The sequence below is a fragment of the Klebsiella sp. NPDC088457 genome, assembly GCF_044900465.1.
In the GTDB taxonomy this organism is placed as follows: domain Bacteria; phylum Pseudomonadota; class Gammaproteobacteria; order Enterobacterales; family Enterobacteriaceae; genus Klebsiella.
The window spans coordinates 1-26103 of record NZ_JBJDNH010000043.1 but is presented as its reverse complement, the minus strand read 5'-3'; the positions used below and the strand labels follow the sequence as shown (position 1 = coordinate 26103).

The 26103-nt window shown below is 57.9% G+C and carries 21 protein-coding genes and 1 pseudogene; 8 read left to right on the top strand and 14 right to left on the bottom strand.

Features of this window, described 5'->3' with window-relative positions; all coding sequences use genetic code 11:
• Positions 1-32 precede the first annotated feature (32 nt).
• The 4 genes from ACI2JR_RS22395 to ACI2JR_RS22380 all read right to left on the bottom strand — a co-directional run bounded on the left by ACI2JR_RS22395 (position 33) and on the right by ACI2JR_RS22380 (position 5143).
• Complete coding sequence (locus tag ACI2JR_RS22395; protein WP_462479515.1) at positions 33-1010, bottom strand: ABC transporter permease; 978 nt, start codon at positions 1008-1010, stop codon at positions 33-35.
• Between the two features lie 74 nt (positions 1011-1084).
• Positions 1085-2590 (bottom strand): sugar ABC transporter ATP-binding protein, encoded by a 1506-nt coding sequence (locus tag ACI2JR_RS22390; protein ID WP_132731516.1) that lies wholly within the window; start codon positions 2588-2590, stop codon positions 1085-1087.
• Positions 2587-4104 (bottom strand): xylulokinase, encoded by a 1518-nt coding sequence (gene xylB, locus ACI2JR_RS22385; RefSeq protein WP_462479501.1) that lies wholly within the window; start codon positions 4102-4104, stop codon positions 2587-2589. Before xylB ends, ACI2JR_RS22390 begins: the two co-directional genes overlap by 4 nt.
• 4 nt (positions 4105-4108) lie before the next feature.
• The gene (locus ACI2JR_RS22380; protein ID WP_132731514.1) at positions 4109-5143 is read right to left on the bottom strand and encodes an NAD(P)-dependent alcohol dehydrogenase; all 1035 of its coding nucleotides are present in this window, start codon (positions 5141-5143) and stop codon (positions 4109-4111) included.
• A 231-nt stretch (positions 5144-5374) separates the two neighbouring features.
• On the opposite strand from ACI2JR_RS22380, the gene ACI2JR_RS22375 reads away from it, so the two are divergent.
• Complete coding sequence (locus tag ACI2JR_RS22375) at positions 5375-5929, top strand: D-lyxose/D-mannose family sugar isomerase (RefSeq protein ID WP_132731513.1); 555 nt, start codon at positions 5375-5377, stop codon at positions 5927-5929.
• Positions 5930-5999: 70 nt separating this feature from the next.
• Entirely contained in the window at positions 6000-7001 is a 1002-nt protein-coding gene (locus ACI2JR_RS22370; protein ID WP_462479500.1) for a LacI family DNA-binding transcriptional regulator, read from the top strand.
• Between the two features lie 135 nt (positions 7002-7136).
• Here ACI2JR_RS22370 and ACI2JR_RS22365 read toward each other — a convergent pair whose 3' ends face one another.
• Complete coding sequence (locus ACI2JR_RS22365; protein WP_462479499.1) at positions 7137-8033, bottom strand: LysR family transcriptional regulator; 897 nt, start codon at positions 8031-8033, stop codon at positions 7137-7139.
• A gap of 117 nt (positions 8034-8150) precedes the next feature.
• Between ACI2JR_RS22365 and ACI2JR_RS22360 the strand changes: the two genes are divergently transcribed.
• Positions 8151-8333, top strand: coding sequence for a 4-oxalocrotonate tautomerase (locus ACI2JR_RS22360; protein ID WP_132731510.1), 183 nt, complete (start codon positions 8151-8153; stop codon positions 8331-8333).
• 147 nt (positions 8334-8480) lie between these two features.
• Complete coding sequence (locus ACI2JR_RS22355) at positions 8481-9431, top strand: DMT family transporter (RefSeq protein WP_132731509.1); 951 nt, start codon at positions 8481-8483, stop codon at positions 9429-9431.
• Between the two features lie 87 nt (positions 9432-9518).
• On the opposite strand, the gene ACI2JR_RS22350 is transcribed toward ACI2JR_RS22355, so the two are convergent.
• On the bottom strand, positions 9519-10748 hold the full coding sequence (locus ACI2JR_RS22350; RefSeq protein WP_132731508.1) for an arabinose transporter: 1230 nt from the start codon (positions 10746-10748) through the stop codon (positions 9519-9521).
• Between the two features lie 63 nt (positions 10749-10811).
• Complete coding sequence (locus ACI2JR_RS22345; RefSeq protein WP_462479498.1) at positions 10812-11471, bottom strand: O-methyltransferase; 660 nt, start codon at positions 11469-11471, stop codon at positions 10812-10814.
• Between the two features lie 125 nt (positions 11472-11596).
• On the opposite strand from ACI2JR_RS22345, the gene ACI2JR_RS22340 reads away from it, so the two are divergent.
• Complete coding sequence (locus ACI2JR_RS22340; protein ID WP_462479497.1) at positions 11597-12262, top strand: TetR family transcriptional regulator; 666 nt, start codon at positions 11597-11599, stop codon at positions 12260-12262.
• 19 nt (positions 12263-12281) lie between these two features.
• Here ACI2JR_RS22340 and ACI2JR_RS22335 read toward each other — a convergent pair whose 3' ends face one another.
• Both ACI2JR_RS22335 and ACI2JR_RS22330 read right to left on the bottom strand, forming a co-directional pair.
• Positions 12282-13610: an OprD family outer membrane porin gene (locus tag ACI2JR_RS22335; protein ID WP_462479496.1), complete on the bottom strand. Its 1329-nt coding sequence runs from the start codon at positions 13608-13610 to the stop codon at positions 12282-12284.
• A gap of 83 nt (positions 13611-13693) precedes the next feature.
• On the bottom strand, positions 13694-14449 hold the full coding sequence (locus tag ACI2JR_RS22330) for a histidine phosphatase family protein (protein WP_462479514.1): 756 nt from the start codon (positions 14447-14449) through the stop codon (positions 13694-13696).
• Between the two features lie 577 nt (positions 14450-15026).
• Here ACI2JR_RS22330 and surE point away from each other — a divergent pair.
• A pseudogene (gene surE, locus ACI2JR_RS22325) lies at positions 15027-15759 on the top strand (5'/3'-nucleotidase SurE).
• 59 nt (positions 15760-15818) lie between these two features.
• Here surE and ACI2JR_RS22320 read toward each other — a convergent pair.
• From ACI2JR_RS22320 to ACI2JR_RS22305, 4 genes are read right to left on the bottom strand one after another with little or no spacing between them, the layout of a single operon-like run.
• A complete protein-coding gene (locus ACI2JR_RS22320) occupies positions 15819-18974 on the bottom strand; it encodes a CusA/CzcA family heavy metal efflux RND transporter (protein ID WP_462479495.1) in 3156 nt (1051 codons plus the stop codon).
• Positions 18975-18985: 11 nt separating this feature from the next.
• Positions 18986-20272 (bottom strand): efflux RND transporter periplasmic adaptor subunit, encoded by a 1287-nt coding sequence (locus ACI2JR_RS22315; RefSeq protein ID WP_462479494.1) that lies wholly within the window; start codon positions 20270-20272, stop codon positions 18986-18988.
• A gap of 45 nt (positions 20273-20317) precedes the next feature.
• The gene (cusF, locus tag ACI2JR_RS22310; RefSeq protein ID WP_132731501.1) at positions 20318-20665 is read right to left on the bottom strand and encodes a cation efflux system protein CusF; all 348 of its coding nucleotides are present in this window, start codon (positions 20663-20665) and stop codon (positions 20318-20320) included.
• A 28-nt stretch (positions 20666-20693) separates the two neighbouring features.
• Positions 20694-22079 (bottom strand): efflux transporter outer membrane subunit, encoded by a 1386-nt coding sequence (locus ACI2JR_RS22305; protein WP_462479513.1) that lies wholly within the window; start codon positions 22077-22079, stop codon positions 20694-20696.
• A 172-nt stretch (positions 22080-22251) separates the two neighbouring features.
• On the opposite strand from ACI2JR_RS22305, the gene ACI2JR_RS22300 reads away from it, so the two are divergent.
• Together ACI2JR_RS22300 and ACI2JR_RS22295 are read left to right on the top strand one after the other, a co-directional pair.
• On the top strand, positions 22252-22935 hold the full coding sequence (locus tag ACI2JR_RS22300) for a copper/silver response regulator transcription factor (RefSeq protein WP_462479493.1): 684 nt from the start codon (positions 22252-22254) through the stop codon (positions 22933-22935).
• Positions 22925-24373: a Cu(+)/Ag(+) sensor histidine kinase gene (locus ACI2JR_RS22295; protein WP_462479492.1), complete on the top strand. Its 1449-nt coding sequence runs from the start codon at positions 22925-22927 to the stop codon at positions 24371-24373. Before ACI2JR_RS22300 ends, ACI2JR_RS22295 begins: the two co-directional genes overlap by 11 nt.
• Before the next feature lie 42 nt (positions 24374-24415).
• Here ACI2JR_RS22295 and ACI2JR_RS22290 read toward each other — a convergent pair whose 3' ends face one another.
• A complete protein-coding gene (locus ACI2JR_RS22290; RefSeq protein ID WP_462479491.1) occupies positions 24416-25537 on the bottom strand; it encodes a JmjC domain-containing protein in 1122 nt (373 codons plus the stop codon).
• Between the last annotated feature and the right edge of the window lie 566 nt (positions 25538-26103).

Here is a 26103-nt window from a genome sequence, read left to right as displayed (position 1 = left end):
TATTCTTCTCCGGTAGGGGGTTTGCAGGTTAATTAATCGCGCTGTTGCTTACGCGATGGGTCGAGCAAGACGGCGACAACGATCAGCGCGCCTTTGATAATCTGTTGGTAGTACGATTGCACGCCGAGCAGGTCGAGGCCGTTATTCATTACGCCGATAATCAGCACGCCAAAGAATGTACCTACCAGGGTGCCGACGCCGCCGGCCATACTGGTACCGCCAATCACTACCGCGGCGATGGCGTCGAGCTCGTAGCCCGCGCCGGCATTGGTCTGCGCCGAACCGGTTCGGGCGGTGAGGATCAGCCCTGCGATTCCCGCCAGGGCGCCACAGAGGGTATACACCAGCACCTTGATACGGATAACGCTAATTCCGGAAGTGCGGGCGCTTTTGGGGTTACCGCCGACAGCATAAACGTGGCGGCCAAAAATGGTTTTATTCAGCAGCAGCCAGGCGAGGGCGAACAGCAGAATAAAGATAATCACCGGTACCGGGACGCCGCTGATATAGCCGTTACCTAACCAGCGAAAATCGCTATTCAGCTGTGATACCGGGTTGCCGTTGGTGGTCAGCATGGTCAAACCGCGGGCCGCAGACAGCATCCCCATGGTGACGATGAACGGCTGGAGGCGATAGCGGGATAAGACGGTACCGTTTATCAGCCCGCAGACGATGCCGATACCCAGCGCGACGATCAGCGGTACCATCACCGCCGTGGCGGTATCGCCAATCGCCAGACCGCTGTTATTGGTGGCGAAACGGGCGGCGACGATCCCACTGAGCGCCAGCACCGATCCGACCGACAGGTCCACCCCGGCGGAGATAATGACGAAGGTCATACCTATCGCCAGAATGCCGTTGATCGACACCTGTCGCAGTACAATCAGCATATTTTCATCGCTGAGAAAATAGTTGCTGCTCCAGGCGCCCTGAGTCACCTGGTACTCGCCAATCAGCGCCACGATCAGGCACAAGACGAAGAAGGCGATGATAATGCCGTACTTGTGCATACGGCGTTTATTGCGGGTGAAAAACGAAATCCCGGGTGATAAGGAGTGGGTACTGTTCATGTGTTATCTCTCTGTTAAACCGCGAGTTTCATCAATTCGGTCTGGGTCGCATTGGCGGCCGTAAGCTCACCGGCCAGTTGGCCGTCGCGAAACACTAAAATGCGATCGCTCATGCCGATAATTTCCGACAGCTCAGACGAGACCATGATGATCCCCTTATTTTTCAGGGCGAATTCCGACATAAAGCGGTAGATCTCTTTCTTGGCGCCGACGTCGATACCGCGTGTTGGTTCATCCAGCAGCAGCACCTCCGGATTGAGTAGTGCCCAGCGTCCCAGCACCACCTTCTGCTGATTACCACCGCTGAGGTTGCCCACCGGCTGTTCGCCGTCATGGGTTTTGACGTTGAAGCGTTTAATCATTTCACTGGTGCGCGCCTGCTCCCGTTTTTCACTGATAAACCCGGCGCGACTGATGGCGTCCAACGACGAAATGTTGATGTTCTCGCTGACCGAGCGACACAGCACCAGGCCGGTATCCTTGCGATCCTCGGTGACATAGGCGATACCGCAGGCAATCGCCTCTTTCGGCGAGTGGCGGCCTAGCGTCTTCTCTCCCAGCTGGATCGTGCCGCTGTCGGCATGTTGAATACCGAACACCAGATCGAGAAATTCGCTGCGTCCCGAACCGACCAGGCCGTAGATGCCGAGGATTTCGCCGCGCTTAAGCTGCAAGCTGATATCCTTGATCTTGTTACGCCAGCGTAGATTCTTGACCTCCATCATTATCTCTTCGCCGGGCTGGTTGAACTTGGCGAATTCGCTGTCGTACTCGCCGCCGATGATGTGCTCAATCAGCTGTTCGCGGGTGATATCCGCAATCAGGCCTTCATGGATATAGGCGCCGTCGCGAAAGATGGTGTAGCTGTCGGCAATCTGGAAAATCTCCGACAGGCGATGTGAAACGTAGATGATCCCTTTGCCTTTATCCGCCAGGCGTCTGATAGTCTGGAAGATCTTCTGCGCGTCCTCTTCACCAATCGCCGAGGTGGGCTCATCCATGATGATGATGTCGGCATTGGCATGTGACAGGGCTTTGGCGATCTCCACCAGCTGCTGTTCGGCGACGCTCAGGTTGCGCATCTTCTCGGTGGCGTTAATGTTGAATTCGAGCTCCTTCAGTAAGGCGGCGGTGCGCTGATTGAGAGTGGTGAAGTCGACAAAGCCAAAGCGTTTTGGCTCGCGGCCCAGCCAGATATTCTCTGCGACCGTCAGGTCCGGGATCGCGCTCAGCTCCTGCTGGACAATCGCCACCCCGGCGTTCAGCGCTTCACGTGGATGATGAAATTCACAGCGCTGGCCATTGATAAAAATGTCGCCACCGTCAGGCTGAATAAAGCCCATCAGGATGCTGAGAAATGTCGATTTACCGGCGCCGTTGCCGCCGCAGAGCGCGTGAATGGAGCCCCGGCGCAGGCAGAATTCGGCGTTCTTTAATGCCACCACCGGACCGAAGGCTTTTCTGACCCCGGTGACTTCCAGCAGATAGGTGGGTTGTTGGGTATGCGGATCGCGCGTCACAGTTGTACCTCCGGATAAGTCTGCTGCAGGCGTTGCAGATACCGTTGATAAAGTGCGTCATACTGCGCCTGACGGCTGACGTCAGGCTGCGTGTAGGTTGCCGGGTCCAGTGAAACAAAGCGTTGGCACAGTTTGGCCAGGAGCGCGTGGGCATCCTGACCGGGTTCATCCGCCAGCGCTGTCGCCCACATCGCCTGAATTGCGCCGCCGAGGGCCGCGGTCTCTTTGACCTGTAAACAGACCACCGGGCAGCCCATCACATCGGCGACAATTTGTCGCCAGCCTGCGCTACGTGCTCCTCCGCCGGTCAGACGAATTTCGCGTGCGGCGATACCCTGGCGGCGGAACAATTCAATGCCATAGCGCAAACCGTATGTCGCGCTTTCCACCACCGCCCTGCACAGGTTGGCGCGGGTGAAGTTATCGCTGTCGAGGTTATGCAGGCTGGCGCGGGCATGGGGGAGCTGCGGGACCCGTTCGCCGTTGAAGAAAGGCAGCATTTCTACGCCGCCAGCGCCAGGCGTGGCCTGCATCAGCAGCGAATTAAAGCCCGTGATATCCTCATCTAACAGCGCCTGCACGGAGGTGGTGGCCGAGGTGACGTTCATGGTGCAAATCAGCGGCAGCCAGCCGTTAGTGCTGGAGCAGAACCCGGCAATTTTGCCGTCTCCTGAGCTGATCGGCTCCCCGGACCAGGCGAAGAGCGTGCCGGAGGTACCGAGACTCATGGTGATGGTCCCGGCATCAATGTTGCCGGAGCCGATGGCTGCCATCATGTTATCACCGCCGCCGGTGGAGACGCGGGTCGCAGGGCTAAGGCCGAGCATTGCCGCCGCCTGCGGTCGCAGTGTTCCAATATCGCTTTCCGCGCTTTTCAGCGGCGGCAGGGCGCTCCATAAACGGCCGCTGTCATCGATAAGTTCAACCGCGGCTTGGTCCCATTGGCGAGTGCGGACGTTAAGCAAGCCGGTACCGGAAGCATCGCCATATTCGGCGACCCGTTCGCCGGTCAACCAGTAATTCAGGTAATCATGCGGGAGCAGCACGGTATGCAGCTGCGCCCACAGTTCCGGGTGATGGTGCTTAAACCAGAGGATTTTCGAGGCCGTATAGCCAGTGGCGACCATCAGACCCAGCTTCTCCAGCGATCCCTGAACACCGCCCAGCTGCTGTAGCAGCAGCGCATTCTCTTCCGCCGTTTCCGTGTCGCACCACAGCTTGACGCTATGCAGCACGTTCCCCTGTTCATCCAGCGGCACAAAACCATGCTGTTGGCCGGAGACGCCCAGAGCGTTAATCTCTTGCGGGTCGACATTTGCCTGAGATACCGCCTGGCGGAAGGCCGCGATTAATGCCTCGATCCACCAGCTGGCCTCCTGCTCGCGACGTCCGTTAGAGTTGCTGATAAGGCGGTGAGGGGCGCTGCCTTCACCAACGATCGCCCCCTGTTGGCTGTCGACAATCACCACTTTTGTCCCTTGCGTACCGCAGTCTATGCCAGCATAGAGCGTCATGGGATTACTCCATTTCCAGCATGATTTTGATATCAGAGGCGTGTCCAGCGGCCGCGCGCTCGAAGGCGGCAACGCTATCGACAAACTTATAGGTCTGGCTAATCAGCGGCTTAACATGCAGTTTGCCGCTGCTCAGCAGCCGCAGCGTACGCGGGTACATGTTGGCGTAGCGGAAAATGGTCTTGAAGGTAATCTCTTTGGCCTGCGCGGCAACAATATCCATCGGCGCGGCATCGATCGGCATGCCGACCAGCACAGCGGTGGCGCCCGGCGCGGCGTGTTCGGCAAGCGTCGCGATCGCCGGTTTGGCGCCGCTGCACTCGAAGACGATATCCGCGCCGTTGCCGCTGGTCAGCGCGGCGACTTTGCCTGCCAGATCGCCGGTTTTGATATTCACCGCATGGAGGCCTTCATAGTTGGCGGCAACCGCCAGCTTCTCATCGAACAGATCGCAGATGATCACATCTGAGCAGCCGCCTGCCAGCGCCGCCAGCGCCGTCACCACGCCAATCGGCCCTGCGCCGATCACCAGCGCGATGTCGCCCGGCTTAATCCCCGCCTTGGTTGCCGCATGCATACCGATCGCCAGCGGTTCAACCATGGCGCCTTCGGCGAAACTGACGTTATCCGGCAGTTTAAAGGTGAATGCACCCGGGTGGATCACGGTTTCACGCAGACAGCCGTGGACCGGCGGGGTAGCCCAGAAACGTACCGCCGGGTCGAGATTATAGATGCCCGCGCGGGTCTGAGCGGAGTTCATGTCCGGGATCCCCGGTTCCATGCACACGCGGTCGCCGACGCGGACGTGAGTTACATTTTTACCCGTGGCCAGCACCACGCCGGCGGCTTCGTGACCGAGCACCATCGGCGCTTCAACCACGAAGGGGCCAATGCGGCCATGCTGGTAATAATGGACGTCGCTACCGCAGATGCCGACGGAGTGAATTTTGATCTGGACATCGTTGTCGCCGAGCACTTCGTCAAAGCTGCGATCTTCGATAGCGATTTTACCGGCCTCTGCCAACACTAATGCTTTCATATGCCCTCTCTGTGTAATCATTTTTATGGTATCGGTATCATTTTGATGCAACGATCCTGGAGTAAATGGAATGTGAAAACTGTGACTTAAGTTAAAAATATTCGAAATATGTTAACTTCCATGGTCGCGTGTAACATCCAGTAGCGATGCGGATCACAGAAAAAAACTGAGGATGGCGGGTTTAATGCTGTCACCAGTGTTATCGATACCGTTTATAACGCAGAGGATACGATGAATACACCGACCGATACCGTTCAACGCACACACCATTTCCTGCAGCTGGCTGACATTGTTTTGACGGAGGATGAAAAGCAACGCATTGAAATAGCTACATTTGGCTTGCCTGATTATCCCTTGTCCGGCCTGCAGCTGCTGACGTATATCAACTCGCCGCGCTACTGCGCGAAAGAGCTGGTGCTGTTTCCGCGCCAGACTTGCCCGGAACATTTGCATCCACCTTTTGCCGGAACGCCTGGGAAGCAGGAGACGTTCCGCTGCCGCTGGGGAGAGGTGTACCTGTTTGTGGATGATGAGAATTTGACGCCGAATGATGCCGGTGGCGAGCCGATATGTCGGGTGCCGGAGGGCAGTGAACCTTGGTATACCTGCAATCGTTACATTTTGCTGCGTCCGGGCGAGCAGTATACTATCGCCCCCAATACCCGCCATTGGTTCCAGGCCGGGGGACAGGGAGCGGTGGTGTCGGAATTTTCTTCTGAAAGCCGCGATGAGCTGGATATTTTTACCGATCCGCGCGTAAATCGTCTGGCTGGAGTAAAGTGTTAGCATCCTTGTGAGAGTTCTGTCATGATGACGTAATGATACAAAATGATATGATTTAACTAAGGAGCTGCATTTGGCAGTGGGTCGTGGACGCAAGGCGACGCTGGCAAGCGTCGCCGCACAGGCAAACGTCAGTAAAATTACCGCCTCTCGGGCTTTCTCTCAGCCGGATAAAGTGCATCCGGAAACGCTACAGCGCATTCGCGAGACGGCGGCCAGCCTTGGCTACGTCGTCAATGCCGCTGCGCGTAATCTGCGGGCAAAAACCAGTAAAACCATCGGGATTGTTAATCCTGATATGGCCAACCCGTTCTTTGGCGGTCTGACACGGTTGATCACGCTGGAAGCGCAAAAGATGGGCTATGACACGCTGGTGTTTGACTCCTATGAGTCCCAGGAAAGCGAAGATCGTATTATCGAAAAACTGATTGGTTATAACGTTGATGCGATCATTTTATCGGTGATCTCCAACGATCATCAGTATCAGCCGCCGTATCTCAATCGCCTGGAAATGCTCAATATTCCTGTGGTGCTGGTGGACAGGGAGCTGGACGATCGCTACTGCAGCGGGGTCTATATTGATAACCTTGACTGCGGGTTGCAGGCCGGGCGTTGGCTGCTGGAGCAGAAAGCGCAGCGCGTGGTGGTGGTATCAGGGCCGGAAAACTCCAACGTCGCCCGGGAAAGGGTCACGGGGCTGCAGGCGGCGCTGCTGGGAAAAGTGGCATCTTTCGAAGTGCTGTATGCGGACTTCTTTATGGATATTGCCTGGCAGGAGACCAGCCGCTGGCTGGCGAACAATCCGGCACCGGATTTCTTCGTCGGCTGTAATAACCAGATTTCGCTGGGGATTATCAAAGCCTGTCTCGAACATGAGCTGGATCTCAAACAGCAGGTCTCTTTGTTTAGCATTGATGAAGTTTCGCATGCCGGGATCTACGGCTTCCATTTTCCCTGCCTGTCGCATGATTTGCAGGAGATCGCCTGGCAGGCGTTGAATTTGGCGATTCGCCGGGTGACCGATCCCGAAAGCAAACCAGGTAAAGTGGTCGTGCGCGGCAAAATGATGCCGTAACTCTCCCTTCTCCCCATTCCAGCCAATCTCCGTGTTGACGCAGATACCGTTGACTCTCGTCTGTATGGCGCTGCAGAGCCTGCATCAGGCAGCAAGTCGATAGTGACGAACTGGATGGTGCAGCCTGCGGCCCTTTTATGACTGTTCCGCCCCAAAGCGCTCAACCAGAAAATCGATCACGCTGCGCAGCTTGGCCGATGGGCGGGCATCCTGCTGGTAAATCAGGTACATCGGCGTCGGTTTATATGACCACTCGGGCAGGACCGGCACCAGGCGGCCGTGGGCGATATCCTCCATCAGCATGGATTCCGGCTGCAGCACAATGCCACAGCCGTGGAGAGCGGCGATGCGCAGCGCGTTGCCCTGATTAGACATAAAGCGCCCCTTCACCAGCGCCTTAAAGGTTTCACCCCCGGGACCCATCAGCTCCCAGCGATCCTGATGAATCCAGTAGGAAATCCCCAGACAGCTGAAGTTGCCCAGCTGATCAGGGTGTGCCGGCATCCCGTGCTGGCGAATGTAGTCGGGGGAAGCGGCGAGTATCCGGCGATAGGAACGCAGCGGCCGGGCGACGACGTCAGGCTGGCTGACGTCACCGACATGGATACCGAGCTCAAAATTTCCCTGGCTTAAGTTAGGCACCTGGTTATCCAGCGTCAGCATGACGTTGACGGCGGGATTCTGCGCCATGTAGACGCTCAGCGCCGGCACCAGAAACTGGCCGCCGAAACTGACCGGGGCGACCATCTGCACCAGCCCTTTGGGGGTGGATTGCAGCTCCATGGCGCTATGTTCGGCAAGGGAAAACTCCGCCAGCACGCGGCGGCAGCGCTCATAGTAGAGCTGCCCGACCTCGGTAAGCTGCTGGCGGCGCGTGGTCCGGTGCAGCAAACGCGCGCCGAGCCGTTGTTCGATGGCGCGGATCTGCTTGGCGACCATGGTTGCCGATACGTCGCTGACATCGGCCGCGGCGGTAAAACTCCCGCATTCGACCACCCTGACAAACATCTCCATTCCGGCAAGTTTATCCATGATTAACAACCTGTAGGTTCTGATTCAATTAACCTAACACACATTTATTCTCCTTCCGGTATCGGCAAAGATAAATTTGTCGGCCCCAGCCGGGGCGCTTAATAGCAGAGGATAAATATGCCGGTATTACGTTTAGAAATGCAGCCAGGCCGTACGCCTGAACAAAAACGCGAATTTGCCCGGGAAGTCACCCGGGTGGCCGTAGAAACCTTAAAATGCAAACCGGAGAGCGTGGAGGTGGTGATTGTTGAAATACCCAAAACGCACTGGGCGAAAGCGGGAATATTACCCACGGAATAAATCATCATCGCAATAATACTTTTCGCCAGCACAGAATAACGGTGCTGGCTGAAATAAGCGGTCACCGCGGATTATCTCTGCCGCATTCTTGTTTCTCTGCAACCGGGGATAAATCGCGTTGCGGAGTATGTTATCGGATATATCGCTATGAACAACGCGTATTCTACCGGCGTCATCTGCTGCCTGATCGCCACCCTTTCGTGGGGCGCGACTTTCCCGATTATGACCAGCGCCCTGACCCGCGCTGACCCCTATACTTTCACCTCGCTGCGCTATGGGTTTACCGGTCTGGCGTTAGCGCTCGCGCTCTATCTCCGCGAGGGCCGCCAGGGGTTCAGCCTCAAAGGGCAGCGTGCGGGGCTGGCGTGGCTACTGGGCTCAGCGGGGTTCGTCGGCTTTGGCTTTCTGGTCTTCTTAGGCCAGCAGATGGCCGGCAAGAGCGGGGCGCTCACGGCGTCGATTATGATGGCTACCATGCCGATGCTCGGCATTCTGGTCAATGGCGTCATCCGTAAGGTGGTGCCGCCCGCCATCTCCATCGGGTTAATTCTGCTCTCCTTTTTTGGCGTCATCACCGTGATTACCAAAGGGCAGTACGGTAGCCTGTTCCATGCGCCTTCCGGCTATATTGCCAATGCGCTGATGATCCTGGGGGCGCTGTGTTGGGTTATTTATACGGTGGGCGCCGCCTTTTTTGCGCACTGGTCGCCATTAAAATATACGGCAATGACCACCTGTCTGGGAATGAGCAGTATCCTGGTCCTGAACGGCATGTTGTATATTATCGGCGTGGTGCCGGTACCTGCGCCGGGGGATCTGGTGTTTGTTATTCCGCATGTTTTTTATACGGCGATCGTTGCCGGCTTTGTCGGTATTCTGTGCTGGAATATCGGCAATAAAATTCTCACCCCGCTTAATGGCGTGCTGTTTATGGATATTGTTCCCCTTACCGCATTCTCTCTTTCCGCCATCACGGGAGTAAAACCCACGGCCGCGGAAATGACCGGAGCGTGCATGACCGGCGCGGCGCTGATCCTGAATAACCTCTATTTGCGCTACCGTAGCGCGAAAACGGCGGTGCTCTCCCGACCCACGTGACGAGGTTAGCGGCGACGATCGATGCCCGACGGCAGTCCGCATCGGGGCTGCCGCCCGGCCAGCGGGCTGGGTTGCGTTTGTGCGCAATCAACCCGGCAGGCTTTCCCGGTTCCCGCGTCCGGCAAGCAGGATCAGGGCCATAATGACCGATAGCGAGACGGCAATGGCCCCGGCAAGATAGACGCTGCCGATCCCCCATTTCCCCGCCAACGCCCCGGCCAGCGGCGCGGTGATCGCCAAAGAGACGTCAAGGAAGGCGACGTAGGCGCCCATCGCCAGGCTACGGGTCTGCGGCGGGGCGCGGCGCACGGCCTCGACGCCAAAACCGGGGAAGGCCAGCGAGTAGCCAAAGCCGGTCAGCGCGGCGCCCAGCAGGGCGAGAGAGAGCGTATCGGCGCGCCAGATAAATAACTGACCAAGGGCTTCAATCATCACGCATACCAGCGCGACACGGGCGCCGCCCAGCTTATCGGGTAAATGGCCAAAGAATATCCGCGCCATAATAAAAGCGAGGCCAAAGGCGGTGAAAGCCAGGGAAGCGTTGCCCCAGTGACGGGCGGTAAACAGCAGGGCGATAAACGCTTCAATCACCCCGAAGCCCACGCTGCATAGCGCCAGTCCGAGGCCTGGCTGCCAGACGGCATTCAGTACCGTGAAAATAGACGTTTTCGCCGCTGATACCGGTGCGACGCCCCGGACTTTGGCAATGATCAGCAGGGCAATAAACGGTACCAGCAGTACGGCAAGCGACAGGCCGAAGAAGCCGCCCCAGACGTTAAAGGCAACGCCAAGCGGCGCGCCCAGCGCGTAGGCGCCGTACATGGCAATCCCGTTCCAGGACATGACCTTCCCGGCGTGACGTGCGCCGACCAGGCCAATACCCCAGCCCATGGCCCCCGTGACCAGCAGGCTTTCGCCCAATGCCAGCACGATACGCCCGGCCAGCAGGATCCATACCGACGTCACCGGCGCGTGAATAAACAGCAGCGACAGCAGATACAGCACCCCGGATGCGGCCGTGACCAGCAGGCCAATTGCCATGGCGCGCTTCGCGCCGTGTATATCGGCAAAGTTGCCGGCCCAGGAGCGAGAGAGCAGCGCCGCAACAAATTGCGAGCCGATAACCAGCCCGACGACCAGCGTGCTCATGCCCAGAGTGCCGTGCAGGTGCAGCGGTAGTACCGGCAGCTGCATCCCGATAATCAGAAAGCCAATAAAGACGGCTGCCACAAGGGGGAGCAGCGTCAAAAATACGTTGTTCACCTGCGGCACACTGCCATTCAGCGCCGGTGAGGAGGCGCTCAGTTTTTCAGTCATAGAATCGATGAGTTTAAGAAGGTGGAAAATCTGCCGGCAATGAGCCACCACCGGCCGTATGGTTCACCCCAGGCGCAACGATATTTCCACATCGTCGGCGAAGGGCACGGACAGGTAGCCGTTTTGCGGATTACGCACATAGTTCAGATATTCGGCGCTGTAATCTGCGTTATCGGCGACGATCGTTGCGCCAGGGCGCAGGCGGCTCTCCAGCAGCGCCAGAATGTCGGGATACAGCGCTTTGGCTCCGTCCAGCAGTACCATATCGATCGTCTCCGGCAGATTGTCGGCCAGCGTCTGCAGGGCGTCGCCTTCACGTACCTCAACCAAAGCGTCGAGCCCTGCTTCCTGCAGATGCGCACGCGCTTTCGCGACTTTACCCGGCTCGAACTCGCTGGTAATCAGCAGGCCGCCGCCGTTGTCCTTCAGCGCCGCCGCGAGGTGCAGCGCCGAGATGCCAAACGAGGTGCCGAACTCGACGATATGCTGCGCCCGGGCGCTGCGCGCCAGCATATACAGCAGAGCGCCTGTCTCGCGGGTGACCGGTAGCCAGAGATCTTTCAGCTGGCCGTAAAGCGCCAGATATTCGGTTTTGCTGCTCATCATCCGTTCGCGGTCGGCGCGGGAGAGGCCGGATAAGCTGGTGCTGGCGGCGCTATCCGCCTGTTTGAACAGCCGTTCTAAGAGTGCAGCCAGCGGCGCGGCTGTCAGGGTGGTTGACATAAAAAGCCCTTCTGAATGATTGGATTGCCGTTTCGGGTTAAAATGCGAATGATTCGTCATCTTTTTAAGAATACGACGAATCATTCGCATTAACTATTCGCATTCAGACAGGGGAAGAACGTGCTATGTCAGGTCAATCCAGGTCACTCATTTCCATAAGAAAAAAGCCGCGCCAGGCGCGTTCAACGGAGCTGGTTGCCGCCATCATCCAGGCCGCGCTTCAGGTTTTACAGCAGGAAGGGGCGGCGCGTTTTACCACCGCGCGGGTGGCGGAGAAGGCGGGCGTCAGCGTGGGGTCGGTGTATCAATACTTCCCGAATAAAGCGGCGATCCTCTTTCGTTTACAGAGCGATGAATGGCAGCAGACGACGGCGATGCTGACGGAAATCCTCGAAAATCAAAGTCAGCCGCCGCTCGCCAGGCTACGCGCGCTGGTGCATGCGTTTATTCGTTCCGAATGTGCGGAGGCGGGCCTGCGCCAGGCGCTTAACGATGCCGCGCCGCTGTACCGCGATGCGCCGGAGGCCGAAGAGAGTCGGGCAACCGGCGAGGCTATCTTTCATCGCTTTATCCACGAGGTGCTGCCGCAGGCCGCAGAAGAGAAGCGTCATCTGGCCGCTGAACTGCTGACCACCACCCTGAGCTCCGTCGGCAGCGGCTTCTCGGGCAGCCCGCGTACGGCAGACGAGATACGGGCGTTCTCAGAGGCAATGGCCGATATGCTCTGCGCCTGGCTCACAGAGTGGCGGCGGGCGGGGGAAGCGTCAGCCGCCGCGCCGCCGCAGGGATAAACGGCGGCGGCATGGTTTCTCAGAACAGATTAAATTTATACTCGATGATCACCTCTGAAGAGAGCGAATGGGCGCGGATATAGCGGCCATCGTTCAGCACCGGCGTTTTGCCGTTCATCCGATAGGACCAGCCCGGCCCGAACATCGCCCAGACGGTCAGGTTCTTCAGCTTCGGGTGCGTGGGGACCCAGCGGCTGAAGGCATTGATTTCGCCGCTGCGCACGTGGTTGCCTTTGTAACTGAACTGCGCAATGTTTCCCGTCAGGCCAACCGCCAGCTCCGGCGTCAGGTTGTAGTCTGAAATGTTGGCCAGTACCAGCTCACCGTCGCGCATGTAGTCGTTTCCGGCGTAGGCCATCGAAATAAAGGTCCCGCGCGAGTTTTTGCTCATATGCCGGGGATAGAAGCCCACCTCATGCGCCTTTTCGGCATCGGTATAGCCGAGGCCCCATTTGCTGCTCCAGCGGTCGGCCTGCCACTTCAGGTCAATGGCGTAATGTCGGGCATCGCTGTCGAAGTCGCGCTTATTCGCCGGCATGGCCTTGTATTCATCCAAAGCATGTGTGGCATAAATCTGCGTGCCGATGGTGAGCGGCTTTAGCGGTTTGATGCTGGTGAACAGCACATGGCGGCGCAGGTAATTATCGCTTTCACCATAGCCATACTGCAGATTCAGAATATCGTTTTGCCACAGCACATCGCCGCTGGCGATATGGTTGATGTAGTGACCGGTTGCGCTCTGGAAGCGTTGTTGATCCGGGGAGTTGCGTTCCATCGCCCGCTCAATATAGGCGCCGCGCAGGGTCAGCTCACCGTAGTTGACGCCACCGCTCCAGCCGAGATAGGTGGTGGGTGACAGGCGCGTCGAAGTGGAGATAACGCCAACGTTTTTCAGCATCTGCCAGCCCCAGCGGGCATTGACGTTGACATCATTTAGCTGATATTTCAGCTTCACGTTACGCTGACCAAACTTGGAAAAGCCTTCGGCGTTGCTCTTTTTATTCCCGGTACCGTCATTATACAGTACGCCGCGCGAGTTAAAATAATCGCTGGCGCCCAGCTTCATTGCCCCATAATAGGTCGCATCGAAACCGATTATATCGGCGAAGTAACCAGACTGATAATCAACGGCTACCCCTTGACCCCAGGCATTATGAACTTTTTTCGGTTCCGTCTCGTCTTCTTTCAGGTATTTCCAGTAGTTTTTAAACGACAGCGCCATATGTGACTGGCTGAAAAAGGGATCGGCAAATAGCGTGTCGACCATATCCGGTTGTGGGAGGTTATTATCAGCCCGGACGCAGGCCGGAAGCGCCAGCAGTAGTATGGTAATCATATTGCGTTTCATTATACACCCCAGAGATGAGACGCAGTGAACCCGGTGACGTTAATTCACCGGTTATCTGCGCAATAGTAGAGTTAAGTGCTTAATTATTTTTGATCGAGAATCTGCTTGCCGGCTTCGATATATTTCATAGTGCCGATCTCAGGGACCGAATATTTCCCCTGGTGATAGATAATCTTAACGACGGCGGCGTTGGCCAGCGGTTTATTTTTTGCGGTATCGTCAGTCAGGTCGGAAATCATGATTTGTATTGCGGTGCCGGAGGAAATCGCGAGGATGTTTTTGTCGCCGTGGGCGAGGGCATTTTCGACAATGCTATGCAGTGCGGCCTGGGTGCGGCTTTTCACCTGCTGATAGTTTTCCGCCATCCCTTTCGGGTCGGCGGCGGCCAGCGCGTTCTGGCTTTCAGCCACCGGCAGGGTGCCTGCCTTCATCCTGCTGAACAGGGCGGCGGAGTCTTTTAACCCCAGCTGTTTCGCCCCGGCGGCGGCCATATCCTGATTGAAGCCGCCTTCAAAACCGCCAAAAAACGCTTCGCGCAGGCCCGGAAGCTCGTTGAGGCGATACTCTTTCACCCCGGCCTGTTGCAGGATCACGGCCATGGTTTCCCGCTGCCGCCCGGCATCGCTGGAATAAAAACGGTCGAACTGAATCTCTTTTAGGCCCTCGCCAAGATAACGGGCGACGCGGACGCCGTCTTCAGTCAGCGGAGAGTCAGCCCATCCCTGTACGCGATCGAAGGTATTTAAAAGCGTTTTGCCATGCCGGGCGAAATAGAGATTAACCGTGTCGTCATGGCTCATCTCTGCCGCTGAACAGGTCGCCACGCTGGCGACTATCATGATTGCTGCTAACCATTTATTATACATATTGTTCTCGCTGTCTTATTATTTTAAAGCCAAAAAAAAACCTACGTCATTCGTTCCGGGCGGCATCAATAGCACGATACAGCCGGAATCTATGGCGTAGGTTTTGCCTGTGTCGAAAACAGTAACAATCCAGTACGGGAAACTTTTTCACGTTGCCTGAAGAAAAACAAGGGTTATTTGTGTTGGTATTAATAATTGTGATCTTTCTCATGGCGTGAAATATGCTGAAAATAATCTCTCGGGCAAGCCGTTATGGTGACTGAAAGATGTTAAAGGATGTTGTAAATGGGGTGGGTTTATTGGTCGGGAAATATTCTGATGTAGCCTGATTTTTTGGCGCTGAAATAATTGATGTTGTTGACCATAGTCACATAATAAGCCTGTGCCCTCTGGATTGTTTTCCCATAGCGGAGTATTTTCCCTGCATCCTGGGATTGTGACTGAACGCAGGCAAAACCTAAGGCCCCCGGCGCAAGTGAATGTGCGCCCAGGGGCCTTAGGTTTTTTTTTGCGCCAAAGAAATATCTCTGATGCTGACCAAGGAGTCTTAATGAAAATCAAAATCCTCGCCGCCGCACTGTTTACCCTGCTGGCCGCCTCCGCGCACTCTGCGCAAAAACCGCTGAAAATTCTGCTGGTGAACGACGATGGCTGCCAGTCCGTTGGCACCACCTCGTTACAGGACAAACTGGCCGCCAAAGGCTATGACGTGTGGTTGGTCGCGCCGGCAACCAACCAGAGCGGGATCGGCTCGGCGATTACCTTCCGGCCGGGGAAAACGTTTGAGGTTAAAAAAGTCGCCGACAAACGCTACTGCTTCCCGGGCACGCCGGCGGATGCCGTCGATTTCGGTCTGTGGGGCATCATGAAAGGCGCCGCGCCGGATCTGGTGATCTCCGGAGTGAATGACGGCCCGAATACCGGCATGGCTCAGGTAAACTCGGGTACCATCAGCGCCGCGGCCCGCGCGCTGCGCTACGGTTTTCCGGCCATTGCCGCCAGCATCGGCTACCGCTTCACGGAGGATGAGATGAAGAATAAGTGGCCGAGTACGCATAAATACTGGCCCGATGCGGTGGACTACGTGGTGACGGTGGTGGATAAGCTGAACGCCACGCGTCAGCCCGGCGAAGCAGACGATGAACCCGGCATCGCTGGAGCCGACGACGGGAGACAACGACAGCGGCTGGCTGAATAAGGGCTATATCACCTACACCCTGTTCGACGGGATGTGGAATGCGCCGCAGTTTCAGGCGCAATATGAAAAGCGGCTGGACCACTAACCCGGCGGTGAAAGCATCAAAGAGGGCGCCGCGCTGGCGCCCTCCCGCTATCCGCCAGCCTACGATGCCGATTTCCGCGTCTGCCGGTGACGGTACAGCCACATCAGCTTATACGCCGCCGGAATGATAAACAGCGACAGCAGCGGGGCGGTGATCATCCCGCCGATCATTGGGGCGGCAATACGGCTCATCACTTCCGACCCCGCGCCGGTGCCCCATAAAATAGGCAGCAGGCCGGCGATAATCACCGCTACGGTCATCGCTTTTGGCCGCACGCGCAGCACCGCCCCCTGATATAGCGCCTCGTCGAGCTTATCGGCGCTAAAGGTCTGCGGGTTTTCCAGCGACGGCTCGGCTTCAATGGCGTGGCGCAGGTACATCAGCATCACCACGCCAAACTCCGCCGCCACCCCGGCGAGCGCGATAAACCCGGTGCCGGTGGCGACCGACAGATGAAACCCCATCCAGTAGAGGAACCAGATGCCGCCCACCAGGGCGAAGGGCACGCTGGTAATGATCAGCAATGCCTCGCCAACGCGGCGGAACGCCAGATACAGCAGCACGAAGATGATCATCAGCGTCATCGGCACCATCAGCTTCAGCTTCTGGTTGGCGCGCTCCAGCAGCTCAAACTGCCCGGAGTAGGCTACGCTGACCCCCGGCTTGAGCTGCACCTGCTGGGTGATGGCCTTTTGCAGATCGTGTACCACCGAGACCATGTCGCGGCCGCGGGCGTCGATGTAGATCCAGCTTGCCGGCCGCGCATTCTCAGTTTTCAGCATCGACGGGCCGGTGACCACTTTCACTTCGGCCACGTCGCCAAGGGTAATTTGCTGCTGCTGCGGCGTCAGGATCGGCAGCTGGCGCAGGCTCTGCGGGCTGTCGCGATAGCTTTGCGGATAGCGAATGTTGATCGGATAACGCTCGACCCCCTCTACCGTTTCCCCCACCATGGCGCCGCCGATAGCCGTTGATACAAACAGCTGTACATCGCCCACGGTCATGCCGTAGCGCGCGGCTTTCTCGCGGTTGATATCGATATTGAGGTAGCGCCCGCCCACCAGGCGCTCCGCCAGCGCCGAGGTCACGCCCGGTACGGTCCTGGCGACGACTTCGATCCGCTCAGCGGCCTCATCGATATCGGCGAGGCGCGTGCCGGAGACTTTAATGCCGATCGGGCTTTTGATCCCGGTGGAGAGCATGTCGATGCGGTTGCGGATCGGCGGTACCCACAGGTTGGCCAGCCCCGGCAGGCGCACGGTCTTATCCAGCTCGGCGATAATCTTCTCCATGGTCATCCCCGGCCGCCATTGTGATTGCGGCTTGAGCTGAATAGTGGTTTCGACCATCTCCAGCGGCGCGGAATCGGTGGCGGTGTCCGCCTTACCGGTCTTGCCAAACACGCGGGCCACTTCCGGCACGGTCATGATCAGCTTATCGGTCTTCTGCAGCATATCCGCCGCCTGCGCGGCCGAGATTCCCGGCAGCGTCGAGGGCATATACAGCAGATCGCCTTCGTTGATCTGCGGCAGGAACTCGCCGCCGACCCGGTTTAACGGCCAGATGATGGTCAGGATCGACAGGGCGGCGACCAGCAGCGTGGTTTTCGGCCAGTGCAGCACCTTCAGCAATAAAGGATGGTAAATGCGGATCAAAAAACGGTTGAGCGGATTGCTGGTTTCCGCCGGGATTCGGCCGCGGATCCACAGACCCATCAGGATCGGGATCACCACGATCGCCAGCAGCGCCGCCCCCGCCATCGACCAGGTTTTAGTAAAGGCGAGCGGGCCAAACAGTTTCCCTTCCTGCCCTTCGAGCGTGAAGATCGGGATAAACGACAGGGTGATAATCAGCAGGCTGATAAACAACGCCGGGCCGACCTCCACCGAGGCATCGGTAATAATCTTCCAGCGCGTCTCGTTGCCCGGCGTCTGCCCGGCGTGATGGTGCTGCCACTCCTCCAGCCGCTTATGGGCGTTTTCGATCATCACGATGGCGGCGTCAACCATGGCTCCCACGGCGATTTCGATGCCGCCCAGCGACATGATGTTGGCGTTCAGCCCCTGGAAATGCATCACGATAAAGGCGATACACAGGCCGAGCGGCAGGGAGATGATGGCCACCAGCGCGGAGCGGATGTGCCACAGGAACAGGGCGCACACCAGGGCCACGACGATAAACTCTTCCAGCAGTTTGTGGCTGAGGTTGTCGATCGCCCGGTCGATCAGCTGGCTGCGATCGTAGGTGGTGACGATCTCGACCCCTGGCGGCAGGCTGCTTTGCAGGGTATCCAGCTTCTCTTTGACGGCGGAGATCACGTCGCGGGCGTTCTTGCCGGAACGCAGGATCACCACGCCGCCGGCCACTTCGCCTTCGCCGTTGAGTTCGGCGATGCCGCGACGCATTTCCGGGCCGCTCTGCACCCGCGCGACATCGCGCAGGTATACCGGCACGCCGCCGTCGCCGGTTTTGAGGACGATATTGTTAAAGTCGTCGCGGCTTTGCAGATAGCCGCTGGCGCGTACCATATACTCCGCTTCCGCCAGCTCAACCGAAGAGCCGCCGGCTTCCTGATTAGACGTCTCCAGCGCCGATTTGACCTCCGCCAGACTGATGCCGTACTGGGCCAGCTTCAGCGGGTCGACGACGATCTGATACTCTTTGACGACCCCGCCCACCGATGCCACTTCCGAGACGTTAGGCAGGGTTTTCAGCTCATACTTTAAGAACCAGTCCTGCAGCGAGCGCAGCTCGGCGAGATCGTGCTTACCGCTGCGATCGACCAGCGCATATTCATAGATCCAGCCGACGCCCGTCGCATCCGGCCCCATTTCGGCGCTGACCCCCGCCGGTAGCTTGCTCTGCACCTGATTGAGGTACTCCAGTACCCGGGAGCGCGCCCAGTACGGATCGGTGCCATCTTCAAAAATCACGAACACGTAGGAGTCGCCAAACTGCGAGAAGCCGCGCACCGTTTTCGCTCCCGGCACCGACAGCATCGTGGTGGTCAGCGGCCAGGTGACCTGGTTCTCAACGATTTGCGGCGCCTGACCCGGGTAGCTGGTCTTAACGATCACCTGCACATCGGAGAGATCCGGCAGGGCGTCGACCGGGGTGTTCACTATTGTCCATGCCCCCCAGATGCTGAGAAACAGCGCGCCCATCATCACCAGCAAGCGGTTGGCCACCGAGCGACGAATAATCCATTCAATCATCTGTCATCTCCTCAGTGGGCGTGCGCCACGGGTTCCGCCATGGCGCGCGTCGCCGGCGACGGCGTCTGCGCGCGCATGCGATCCAGGGCGCCGGAAATATTGGCTTCGGAATCAATCAGGAACAGGCCGCTGGCGACCACCTTGTCGCCTTCGCTGATGCCGGCGCTGACTGCGGTCATTTCACCGGCTTGCTGAAACACGTCGATGCGTTTCGGCACGAAGCGCCCGTCGCTGTCGACAACGATCACCCGCTGCTCCGTACCGGTATCGATCAGCGCTTTGGATGGGATCAGCAGCATCGGCTGGCTTTGCGCGTTGAGCTGGAGCCAGGCGTTCATCCCCGGCTTGAGCGCCTCGTCAGGGTTCTCTACCTGCAGGCGCAGCTGCAGCGTGCGGGTGGCGGCGTCCACGCTGGGCAGAAGGGTCCATTTGCTGATGGTGAAAGTTTTACCGGGCCACGCCGGGACCGAAACCGCAAACTGCGAGGGGTCTTTAAGCAGCCAGGCGATGGATTCCGGTACCGCGGCGCTGATCCATACCGGATCCATGCCCTGAATTTTCGCCACCACGTTATCTTTGGCGATGTTCATACCGCTGCGTAAATCAAAGGCGGTGATTACGCCGTCGATCGGCGCTTTGAGGGTGAAACGGGTCTGAATCCGGCGCGTGGCCTTTAAACGGCGAATATCTTCTTCCGGCATCCCGGCGAGGCGCAGGCGCTCAAGGATCCCCTCGACCTGAGTGGCGGTTCCGCCGGTATCCCGCAGCAGTAAGTATTCGCTCTGCGCTTCGACCCAGTCCGGAATGGTCAGGTCGACAAGCGGCGTGCCTTTGTTGATTTTGTCTCCGACGGTCAGCGGATAGACCCGATCGATAAAGCCTGCCGCGCGCGCCTGCACAATCACAAACTGATATTCGTTAAAGCTGACGTTTGCCGGAAAGCGCCGGGAGAAATGCAGCGGACCGCGGCGTACGGGTTCGGTTTTTACGCCCAGGTTTTGGGTTTGCGTCGGGTCGATCCGCACCCCCGGCGCGGAAGCGGAGGCTGGCGCTTCATCGGCGTATTTCGCCACCAGGTCCATATCCATAAAGGGCGATTTTCCCGGCTTATCAAAACGGGTATTGGGGTACATCGGGTCATACCAGAACAGCACCTTACGTGCTTCTTGTCCGGCGCCCGGGGCGGCGCTCCCGGCGGCGGGAGGCGAAAAATACGCGTACAGGCTCGCGGAGATCAGACCGCCAATCAGCATACTGCTGAGGATCAGCGCACCGTTTTTGAGTGTTAAAGACGCCATAGCTCTATCCATTCTGATGTTATTGGGGGTTATCTCCGTAAGCGGCTATTGCGCGAGATGAATGTCCTGTAATAAAGAGAGGTTGCCCTGCTGAATAAAGGTGAAGGCGACCTTGCTGCCGGCTTTAATATTCTTGAGCGGCGTTTGCGGAGTGAGGGTGAAGCGCATGGTCATCGGCGGCCAGTTCACCGCCGGGATCGCTTCATGGGCGATGGTGACCTTTTTGTTCTCCAGATCAATGGCTTTAACTTCACCGGTCGCGCTGATGGCCGGCGTCTGCTGCGCGGCGGGCGCGCTGTGCATCATTGCGTCATGCTGATGTTCAGCGGCCTGTGCGCCAGACAGCGCGGCAACAAGAAGACCGAAAATGACCGTTTTAGCGACAGTATTCATGATTAATACTCCTGATGGTGCATGTGGGTTATTCCGCCCAGCCGCCGCCCAGGGCGGTGAACAGGTTGATTTCGTTAACCTGACGGGCGTAGTTGAGATCCAGCAGGGTTTGCTGCGTGGCGAACAGCGAACGTTCGGCATCCAGCACTTCGATGTAGCTCACCGCGCCGTTCTGGTAGAGCGTCCTGGCGCGCTGCTGCGTAATCTGCAGGGAGGCGAGATAGCGCTGCTGAGCGTCGATCTGCCCGGCCAGGCTCTGACGCAGGGCCAGCGCGTCGGCGACCTCTTTAAACGCGTTCTGAATTTTTTGCTCGTAGTTCACGATCGACTGCTGCTGGCGGATTTCGGCGAGATCGAGGTTAGCCTGATTACGCCCAGCATTAAATATCGGCAGCTCGATGCTGGGGACGAAGTTCCACATCCCGCTGGCAGGGTTAAACAGGCGGGATAAATCGGTGCTGTCGGCGGATAGCGAGCTGGTTAAGGAGATCGACGGGAAAAACGCTGCGCGGGCGGCGCCAATATTGGCATTCGCCGCCCGTAAGCGATGTTCGGCCTCTAAAATATCCGGGCGCTGCAACAGGATCTGCGAAGAGAGCGCGGGCGGGAGGGTGACGCCGTTGATATCCAGCAGGCTGCTGGCGGCGTCATCCGGCAGATGCCGATAGCTCCCCAGCAGCAGCTGCAGGGCGTTGTTGGCCTGCGCCAGCTCGCCTTCACGTCTGGCAATATCGCCGCGGGTGCTTTCAATCACCCCGCGGGCCTGCTCCAGCGCCAGTACGCTGGTGCTGCCGGTCTGCAGCTGCTGCTCCACAAACGCATAGGAACGCTGGTAGTTGCGCAATGTTTCGCGGGCCACCTGCAGCTGCGCCCAGGCCAGGCGCTGGTTGAAATAGCTCTGCGAGACGTTGGCGACCAATAAGATATGCACCGCCCGGCGGGCTTCCTCGCTGGCGAAATAGTTTTGCCGGTCCGCTTCGCTCAAATTCTTCAGGCGGCCAAAGAAATCAAGATCAAAACTAAGATTAAGCCCGGCCTGATAGTCGCTGGTGGTGGCGCTATCGCCTTGCAGCCCGCCGCTGCGGGTCGCGCTGGCGGCGCTATTAAGCTGCGGATAGCGGTCGGCGTCGGTGACGCCATATTGCGCTCTCGCTTCCTGAACGTTGAGAGCCGCCATGCGCAGATCCCGGTTATTGAGCAGCGCCTCGCTAATCAGCGACTTCACCTGCGGGTCGACGAAAAACGTCCGCCAGCCGCTATCCTGATAGCCGGCGGGCATCGCCACCAGTTTGTTCTGGCTGAGAGAGAACTGCTGCGGCACCGGTGAAGCCGGCTGCTGGTACTCCGGCGCCAACGAGAGGCAGCCGGTCAGAACAAAAATAACGCTGAGCGTGATGAGCTGTAATGGGCGCATAGGGCAGGACATTTTCGGCGAACGATGGATGGCGGGTACTTTACAAAATGGCCTCTGTTCGACGCGTGACAGGAAAATGACAAAGCTGTCATTTTCCTGATAATGCATTGCCATCCGGTCCGGCTCCTCTAGAATTGAAAACCCGCACAAAAGGCGCGTGAAGGAGCAAGTCATGAAGATTTTGATCGTCGAAGATGAGAGGAAAACCGGTGAGTACCTGACCAAAGGGCTGACGGAAGCCGGTTTTGTCGTTGACCTGGCCGATAACGGCCTGAACGGCTATCACCTGGCGATGACCAGCGATTATGACCTGCTGATTCTCGATATCATGCTGCCGGATGTGAACGGCTGGGATATTGTCAGAATGCTGCGTACCGCCGACAAAGGCATGCCGATTCTGCTGCTGACCGCGCTGGGTACGGTGGAGCATCGGGTGAAGGGGCTGGAGCTGGGGGCGGACGATTATCTGGTGAAGCCGTTTGCTTTTGCCGAACTGCTGGCGCGGGTGAGGACCTTGCTGCGGCGCGGCGCGTCGGTGATTGTCGAAAGCCAGTTTCAGGCGGCGGATTTATTCGTCGATCTGGTGAGCCGCAAAGTTACCCGCGGGGGAGTGCGTATCACCCTGACCAGCAAAGAGTTCACCCTGCTGGAGTTCTTTCTGCGCCACCAGGGGGAGGTGTTGCCCCGGTCGCTGATCGCCTCCCAGGTCTGGGATATGAATTTTGACAGCGACACCAACGCCATTGACGTGGCGGTCAAACGGCTACGGGGCAAAATAGATAATGATTTTGTACCGAAGCTGATCCAGACCGTGCGCGGCGTGGGCTATATGCTCGAGGTGCCGGATGGCGAATAAGCGCTTTTCGCGGCCTTTTTCGCTGGCGACCCGGCTGACCTTCTTTATCAGCCTGGCGACGATCGTCGCGTTCTTTGCTTTCACCTGGATCATGATCAACTCGGTAAAAGCGCACTTTGAAGAGCGTGATGTTCACGATCTAAAGCAGCTCGCCACCACGCTTGAAACCGTGCTCGATCGCGGCGACGAAGCGCAGCCCCAGCGGCTGGCAATATTAAAGAGCGTGATTGAGGGCTACGCCAACGTCTTTATCTGCCTTGCTGATGCCAACGGCACGGTGCTTTTCCAGTCGCCTGACGGCCCGGATCTCAGCCATATCATCAGCACCCCCGGGATGGCGAGCCAGCTGCAGGACGGGAATGTAATTTCGTGGAGCGACCCGCATCCGCGGACGATGACGCATGATAACCACAGCATGCGGACCCGCGCCTGGCGCCTGATTATGCTGCCGCTTGGCAAGCAGGCGGATGGCCAGCCGACTTACCGCCTGTTGATGGCCTTATCGATCGACTTTCATCTGCACTATATTAATGAGCTGAAGGTGAAGCTGATCTCGGCGGCGTCGATTATCAGCATCCTTATTATCTTTATTGTGCTGCTGGTGGTGTATCAGGGGCACAAGCCAATCCGTCAGATCAGCCGCCAGATTCAGAACATCACCTCCAGAGATCTCGATGTGCGCTTAAATCCTGAGAATGTGCCGGTAGAGCTGGAGCGGCTGGCGCTCTCCTTTAACCATATGCTGGAGCGGATTGAGGATGTGTTTACCCGTCAGGCGAATTTTTCCGCCGATATTGCCCATGAGATCCGCACGCCGATTACCAATCTCGTGACGCAAACCGAAATCGCCCTCAGCCAGACCCGCAGCCAGAAGGAGCTGGAGGATGTGCTGTACTCCAGTCTGGAAGAGTTCTCGCGAATGTCGAGGATGGTGAGCGATATGCTGTTTCTGGCGCAGGCGGACAATAACCAGCTGATCCCCGAGCAGCAAGCGCTGGACCTCGCCGATGAGGTAAGTAAAGTGTTCGACTTCTTTGAAGCCTGGGCGGAGGAGAAAGAGGTAACGCTGCGCTTTAGCGGCAGCGCATGCCGGGTGAGTGGCGACCCGTTAATGCTGCGCCGGGCAATCAGTAACTTGCTATCAAACGCCATTCGCTATACCCCGCGCCAGCAGACGGTCACCCTGCATCTGCGCGAAAGCGAAGGCCTGGTGCGGCTGGTGGTGGAAAACCCCGGTATGCCGATTGCCGCCGAGCATTTACCCCGGTTGTTTGACCGCTTCTATCGCGTCGACCCCTCCCGGCAGCGCAAGGGAGAGGGGAGCGGCATCGGGCTGGCCATCGTGAAGTCGATTGTGACCGCGCATCACGGCAGCGTGGGGGTAGAGTCCGATGCGCGCTCCACGCGCTTTATCATGACGTTGCCAAAACAGGGGTGAGGAGTGGCGCAAGCCGGGGCTGGCCAGGCTTGCGGGGGAGGATTACTCTTCGAAGTACCAGTAACCCTGGTTGATCAGGCGCACCAGCTCAGCGACAAAAGCCGGGTTGTGCAGCGCGTCGCCCAGCTCATCCTTGCCCAGCGTGGTGAACCGGCACAGGGCGTCCAGCGCGTGGGCATCGCGGGTTTCCAGCCGTTCGCTGTTGACAAAGAAGCTGTCGCCGATATGCAGAACCCGCAACCCGCTCAGGCGGCATAGCTTTTCGCCGCCGCTCAGCGCATCCACCACCTCTTCCTCGCCATACGGCGGTTCCGCCGGGGCGATATCGAGCTCATGGCGCGGGGTGGTGGCGAAACGGCCGAACCACTGCTTAAAGTCTTCCGGCTGGTTAATCATGTCGATCATCATCGTGCGCAGGCGTTCGAGTTCATACTCTTCTACCCGGCCCGGATGTTCGCGACAGCTGAGATCCGGATCGCTGTAGTGCTCGCCGCCAAGATCGTTTTCCAGCGCGTAGTCGGCAAAGCTGCTGAGCAGATCGCGGCCGTTCGGGCCCCGGAAGCCGACGGAGTAGTTCAGCGCCGTTTCGTGGGTGACGCCGTCGTGCGGGAATCCCGGTGGAATATAGAGGATGTCGCCAGGCGCGAGGTCTTCGTCGATAATCGGCGGGAACGGATCGAAATGCAGGAGCGCCGGATGTGGGCAGAACTGACGCATCGGTAGCTTGTCGCCAACGCGCCAGCGGCGGCTGCCCATCCCCTGAATAATAAAGACGTCATACTGGTCGATATGCGGACCAACGCCGCCGCCGGGGACCGAGAATGAGATCATCAGATCGTCTAAACGCCAGTCCGGCAGGACGCGGAACGGGCGGACCAGCTCGGCGGCCGGCATATGCCAGTGGTTCACCGCCTGCGCCAGCAGCGACCAGCCGGTCTCGCCCAGACCGTCAAAATGTTCAAACGGCCCGTTGCTGGCCTGCCAGCGATCGTCAACGAGGCTCACCAGCCGACTGTCGACCTCCGGTTCCATGGCCAGACCCGCTAGCTCGTCCGGAGTAATTGGGTCAACGAAGTCCGGGAAAGCATTCTTTAACACTACCGGCCGCTTTTGCCAGTACTTCTCTAAAAACTCGGGCCAGTTAATATTGAGTTGATAAGCCATAGATTCACACCAGTCATGTAGAAACGGGCCTGATTATAGAAAGGTGTCGGTTATGGGCGCCTTGTCATGCGTCAATACTGCTGCTTAAACCGCCATCTGCGGCGGCTGCAGGGCGAGTTGCATAAAGAAAGATAAGCAAAGGGGAGGGCGGCCATCGCCACAACGCTTTTTTTACCGTCGTGGCCCTTTCGCCTGAATGACGCTGTAAGCCGCATGAATGCTGAGTTGTTGCCTTTACAGGCCGTGAAGGGAAGAGTGCCAGAGTTCAAATAATGAGCGCTTGATAAGTTTTTTGTATTTTAAGACTTGCCATACAAACAAAACTCCCTATAATGCGCTCCCACTGACACGGCGAATGTGAACGAGTTCACAGATTAAGTCGGGTCGGCAGGGAAAAAATTCTGAAATTCAGGGTTGACTCTGAAAGAGGAAAGCGTAATATACGCCACCTCGCGACAGAGCGCTAAAGCGCGTCGCAACTGCTCTTTAACAATTTATCAGACAATCTGTGTGGGCACTCAAAGTGACATGGATTCTTAACGTCTTCGGACGAAAAATGAATACCA

Bases quoted from the DNA above. Each gene is read 5' to 3' on its own strand.
- ACI2JR_RS22305 (WP_462479513.1), bottom strand. From the start codon at position 22,079: ATGCGCCCATTACAGCTCATCACGCTCAGCGTTATTTTTGTTCTGACC.
- ACI2JR_RS22360 (WP_132731510.1), top strand. From the start codon at position 8,151: ATGCCGGTATTACGTTTAGAAATGCAGCCAGGCCGTACGCCTGAACAA.
- ACI2JR_RS22315 (WP_462479494.1), bottom strand. From the start codon at position 20,272: ATGGCGTCTTTAACACTCAAAAACGGTGCGCTGATCCTCAGCAGTATG.
- ACI2JR_RS22375 (WP_132731513.1), top strand. From the start codon at position 5,375: ATGAATACACCGACCGATACCGTTCAACGCACACACCATTTCCTGCAG.
- ACI2JR_RS22300 (WP_462479493.1), top strand. From the start codon at position 22,252: ATGAAGATTTTGATCGTCGAAGATGAGAGGAAAACCGGTGAGTACCTG.
- ACI2JR_RS22355 (WP_132731509.1), top strand. From the start codon at position 8,481: ATGAACAACGCGTATTCTACCGGCGTCATCTGCTGCCTGATCGCCACC.
- ACI2JR_RS22365 (WP_462479499.1), bottom strand. From the start codon at position 8,033: ATGGATAAACTTGCCGGAATGGAGATGTTTGTCAGGGTGGTCGAATGC.
- ACI2JR_RS22330 (WP_462479514.1), bottom strand. From the start codon at position 14,449: ATGATAGTCGCCAGCGTGGCGACCTGTTCAGCGGCAGAGATGAGCCAT.
- ACI2JR_RS22345 (WP_462479498.1), bottom strand. From the start codon at position 11,471: ATGTCAACCACCCTGACAGCCGCGCCGCTGGCTGCACTCTTAGAACGG.
- ACI2JR_RS22295 (WP_462479492.1), top strand. From the start codon at position 22,925: ATGGCGAATAAGCGCTTTTCGCGGCCTTTTTCGCTGGCGACCCGGCTG.
- ACI2JR_RS22340 (WP_462479497.1), top strand. From the start codon at position 11,597: ATGTCAGGTCAATCCAGGTCACTCATTTCCATAAGAAAAAAGCCGCGC.
- cusF (WP_132731501.1), bottom strand. From the start codon at position 20,665: ATGAATACTGTCGCTAAAACGGTCATTTTCGGTCTTCTTGTTGCCGCG.
- ACI2JR_RS22290 (WP_462479491.1), bottom strand. From the start codon at position 25,537: ATGGCTTATCAACTCAATATTAACTGGCCCGAGTTTTTAGAGAAGTAC.
- ACI2JR_RS22380 (WP_132731514.1), bottom strand. From the start codon at position 5,143: ATGAAAGCATTAGTGTTGGCAGAGGCCGGTAAAATCGCTATCGAAGAT.
- ACI2JR_RS22395 (WP_462479515.1), bottom strand. From the start codon at position 1,010: ATGCACAAGTACGGCATTATCATCGCCTTCTTCGTCTTGTGCCTGATC.
- ACI2JR_RS22320 (WP_462479495.1), bottom strand. From the start codon at position 18,974: ATGATTGAATGGATTATTCGTCGCTCGGTGGCCAACCGCTTGCTGGTG.
- ACI2JR_RS22335 (WP_462479496.1), bottom strand. From the start codon at position 13,610: ATGAAACGCAATATGATTACCATACTACTGCTGGCGCTTCCGGCCTGC.
- ACI2JR_RS22350 (WP_132731508.1), bottom strand. From the start codon at position 10,748: ATGACTGAAAAACTGAGCGCCTCCTCACCGGCGCTGAATGGCAGTGTG.
- xylB (WP_462479501.1), bottom strand. From the start codon at position 4,104: ATGACGCTCTATGCTGGCATAGACTGCGGTACGCAAGGGACAAAAGTG.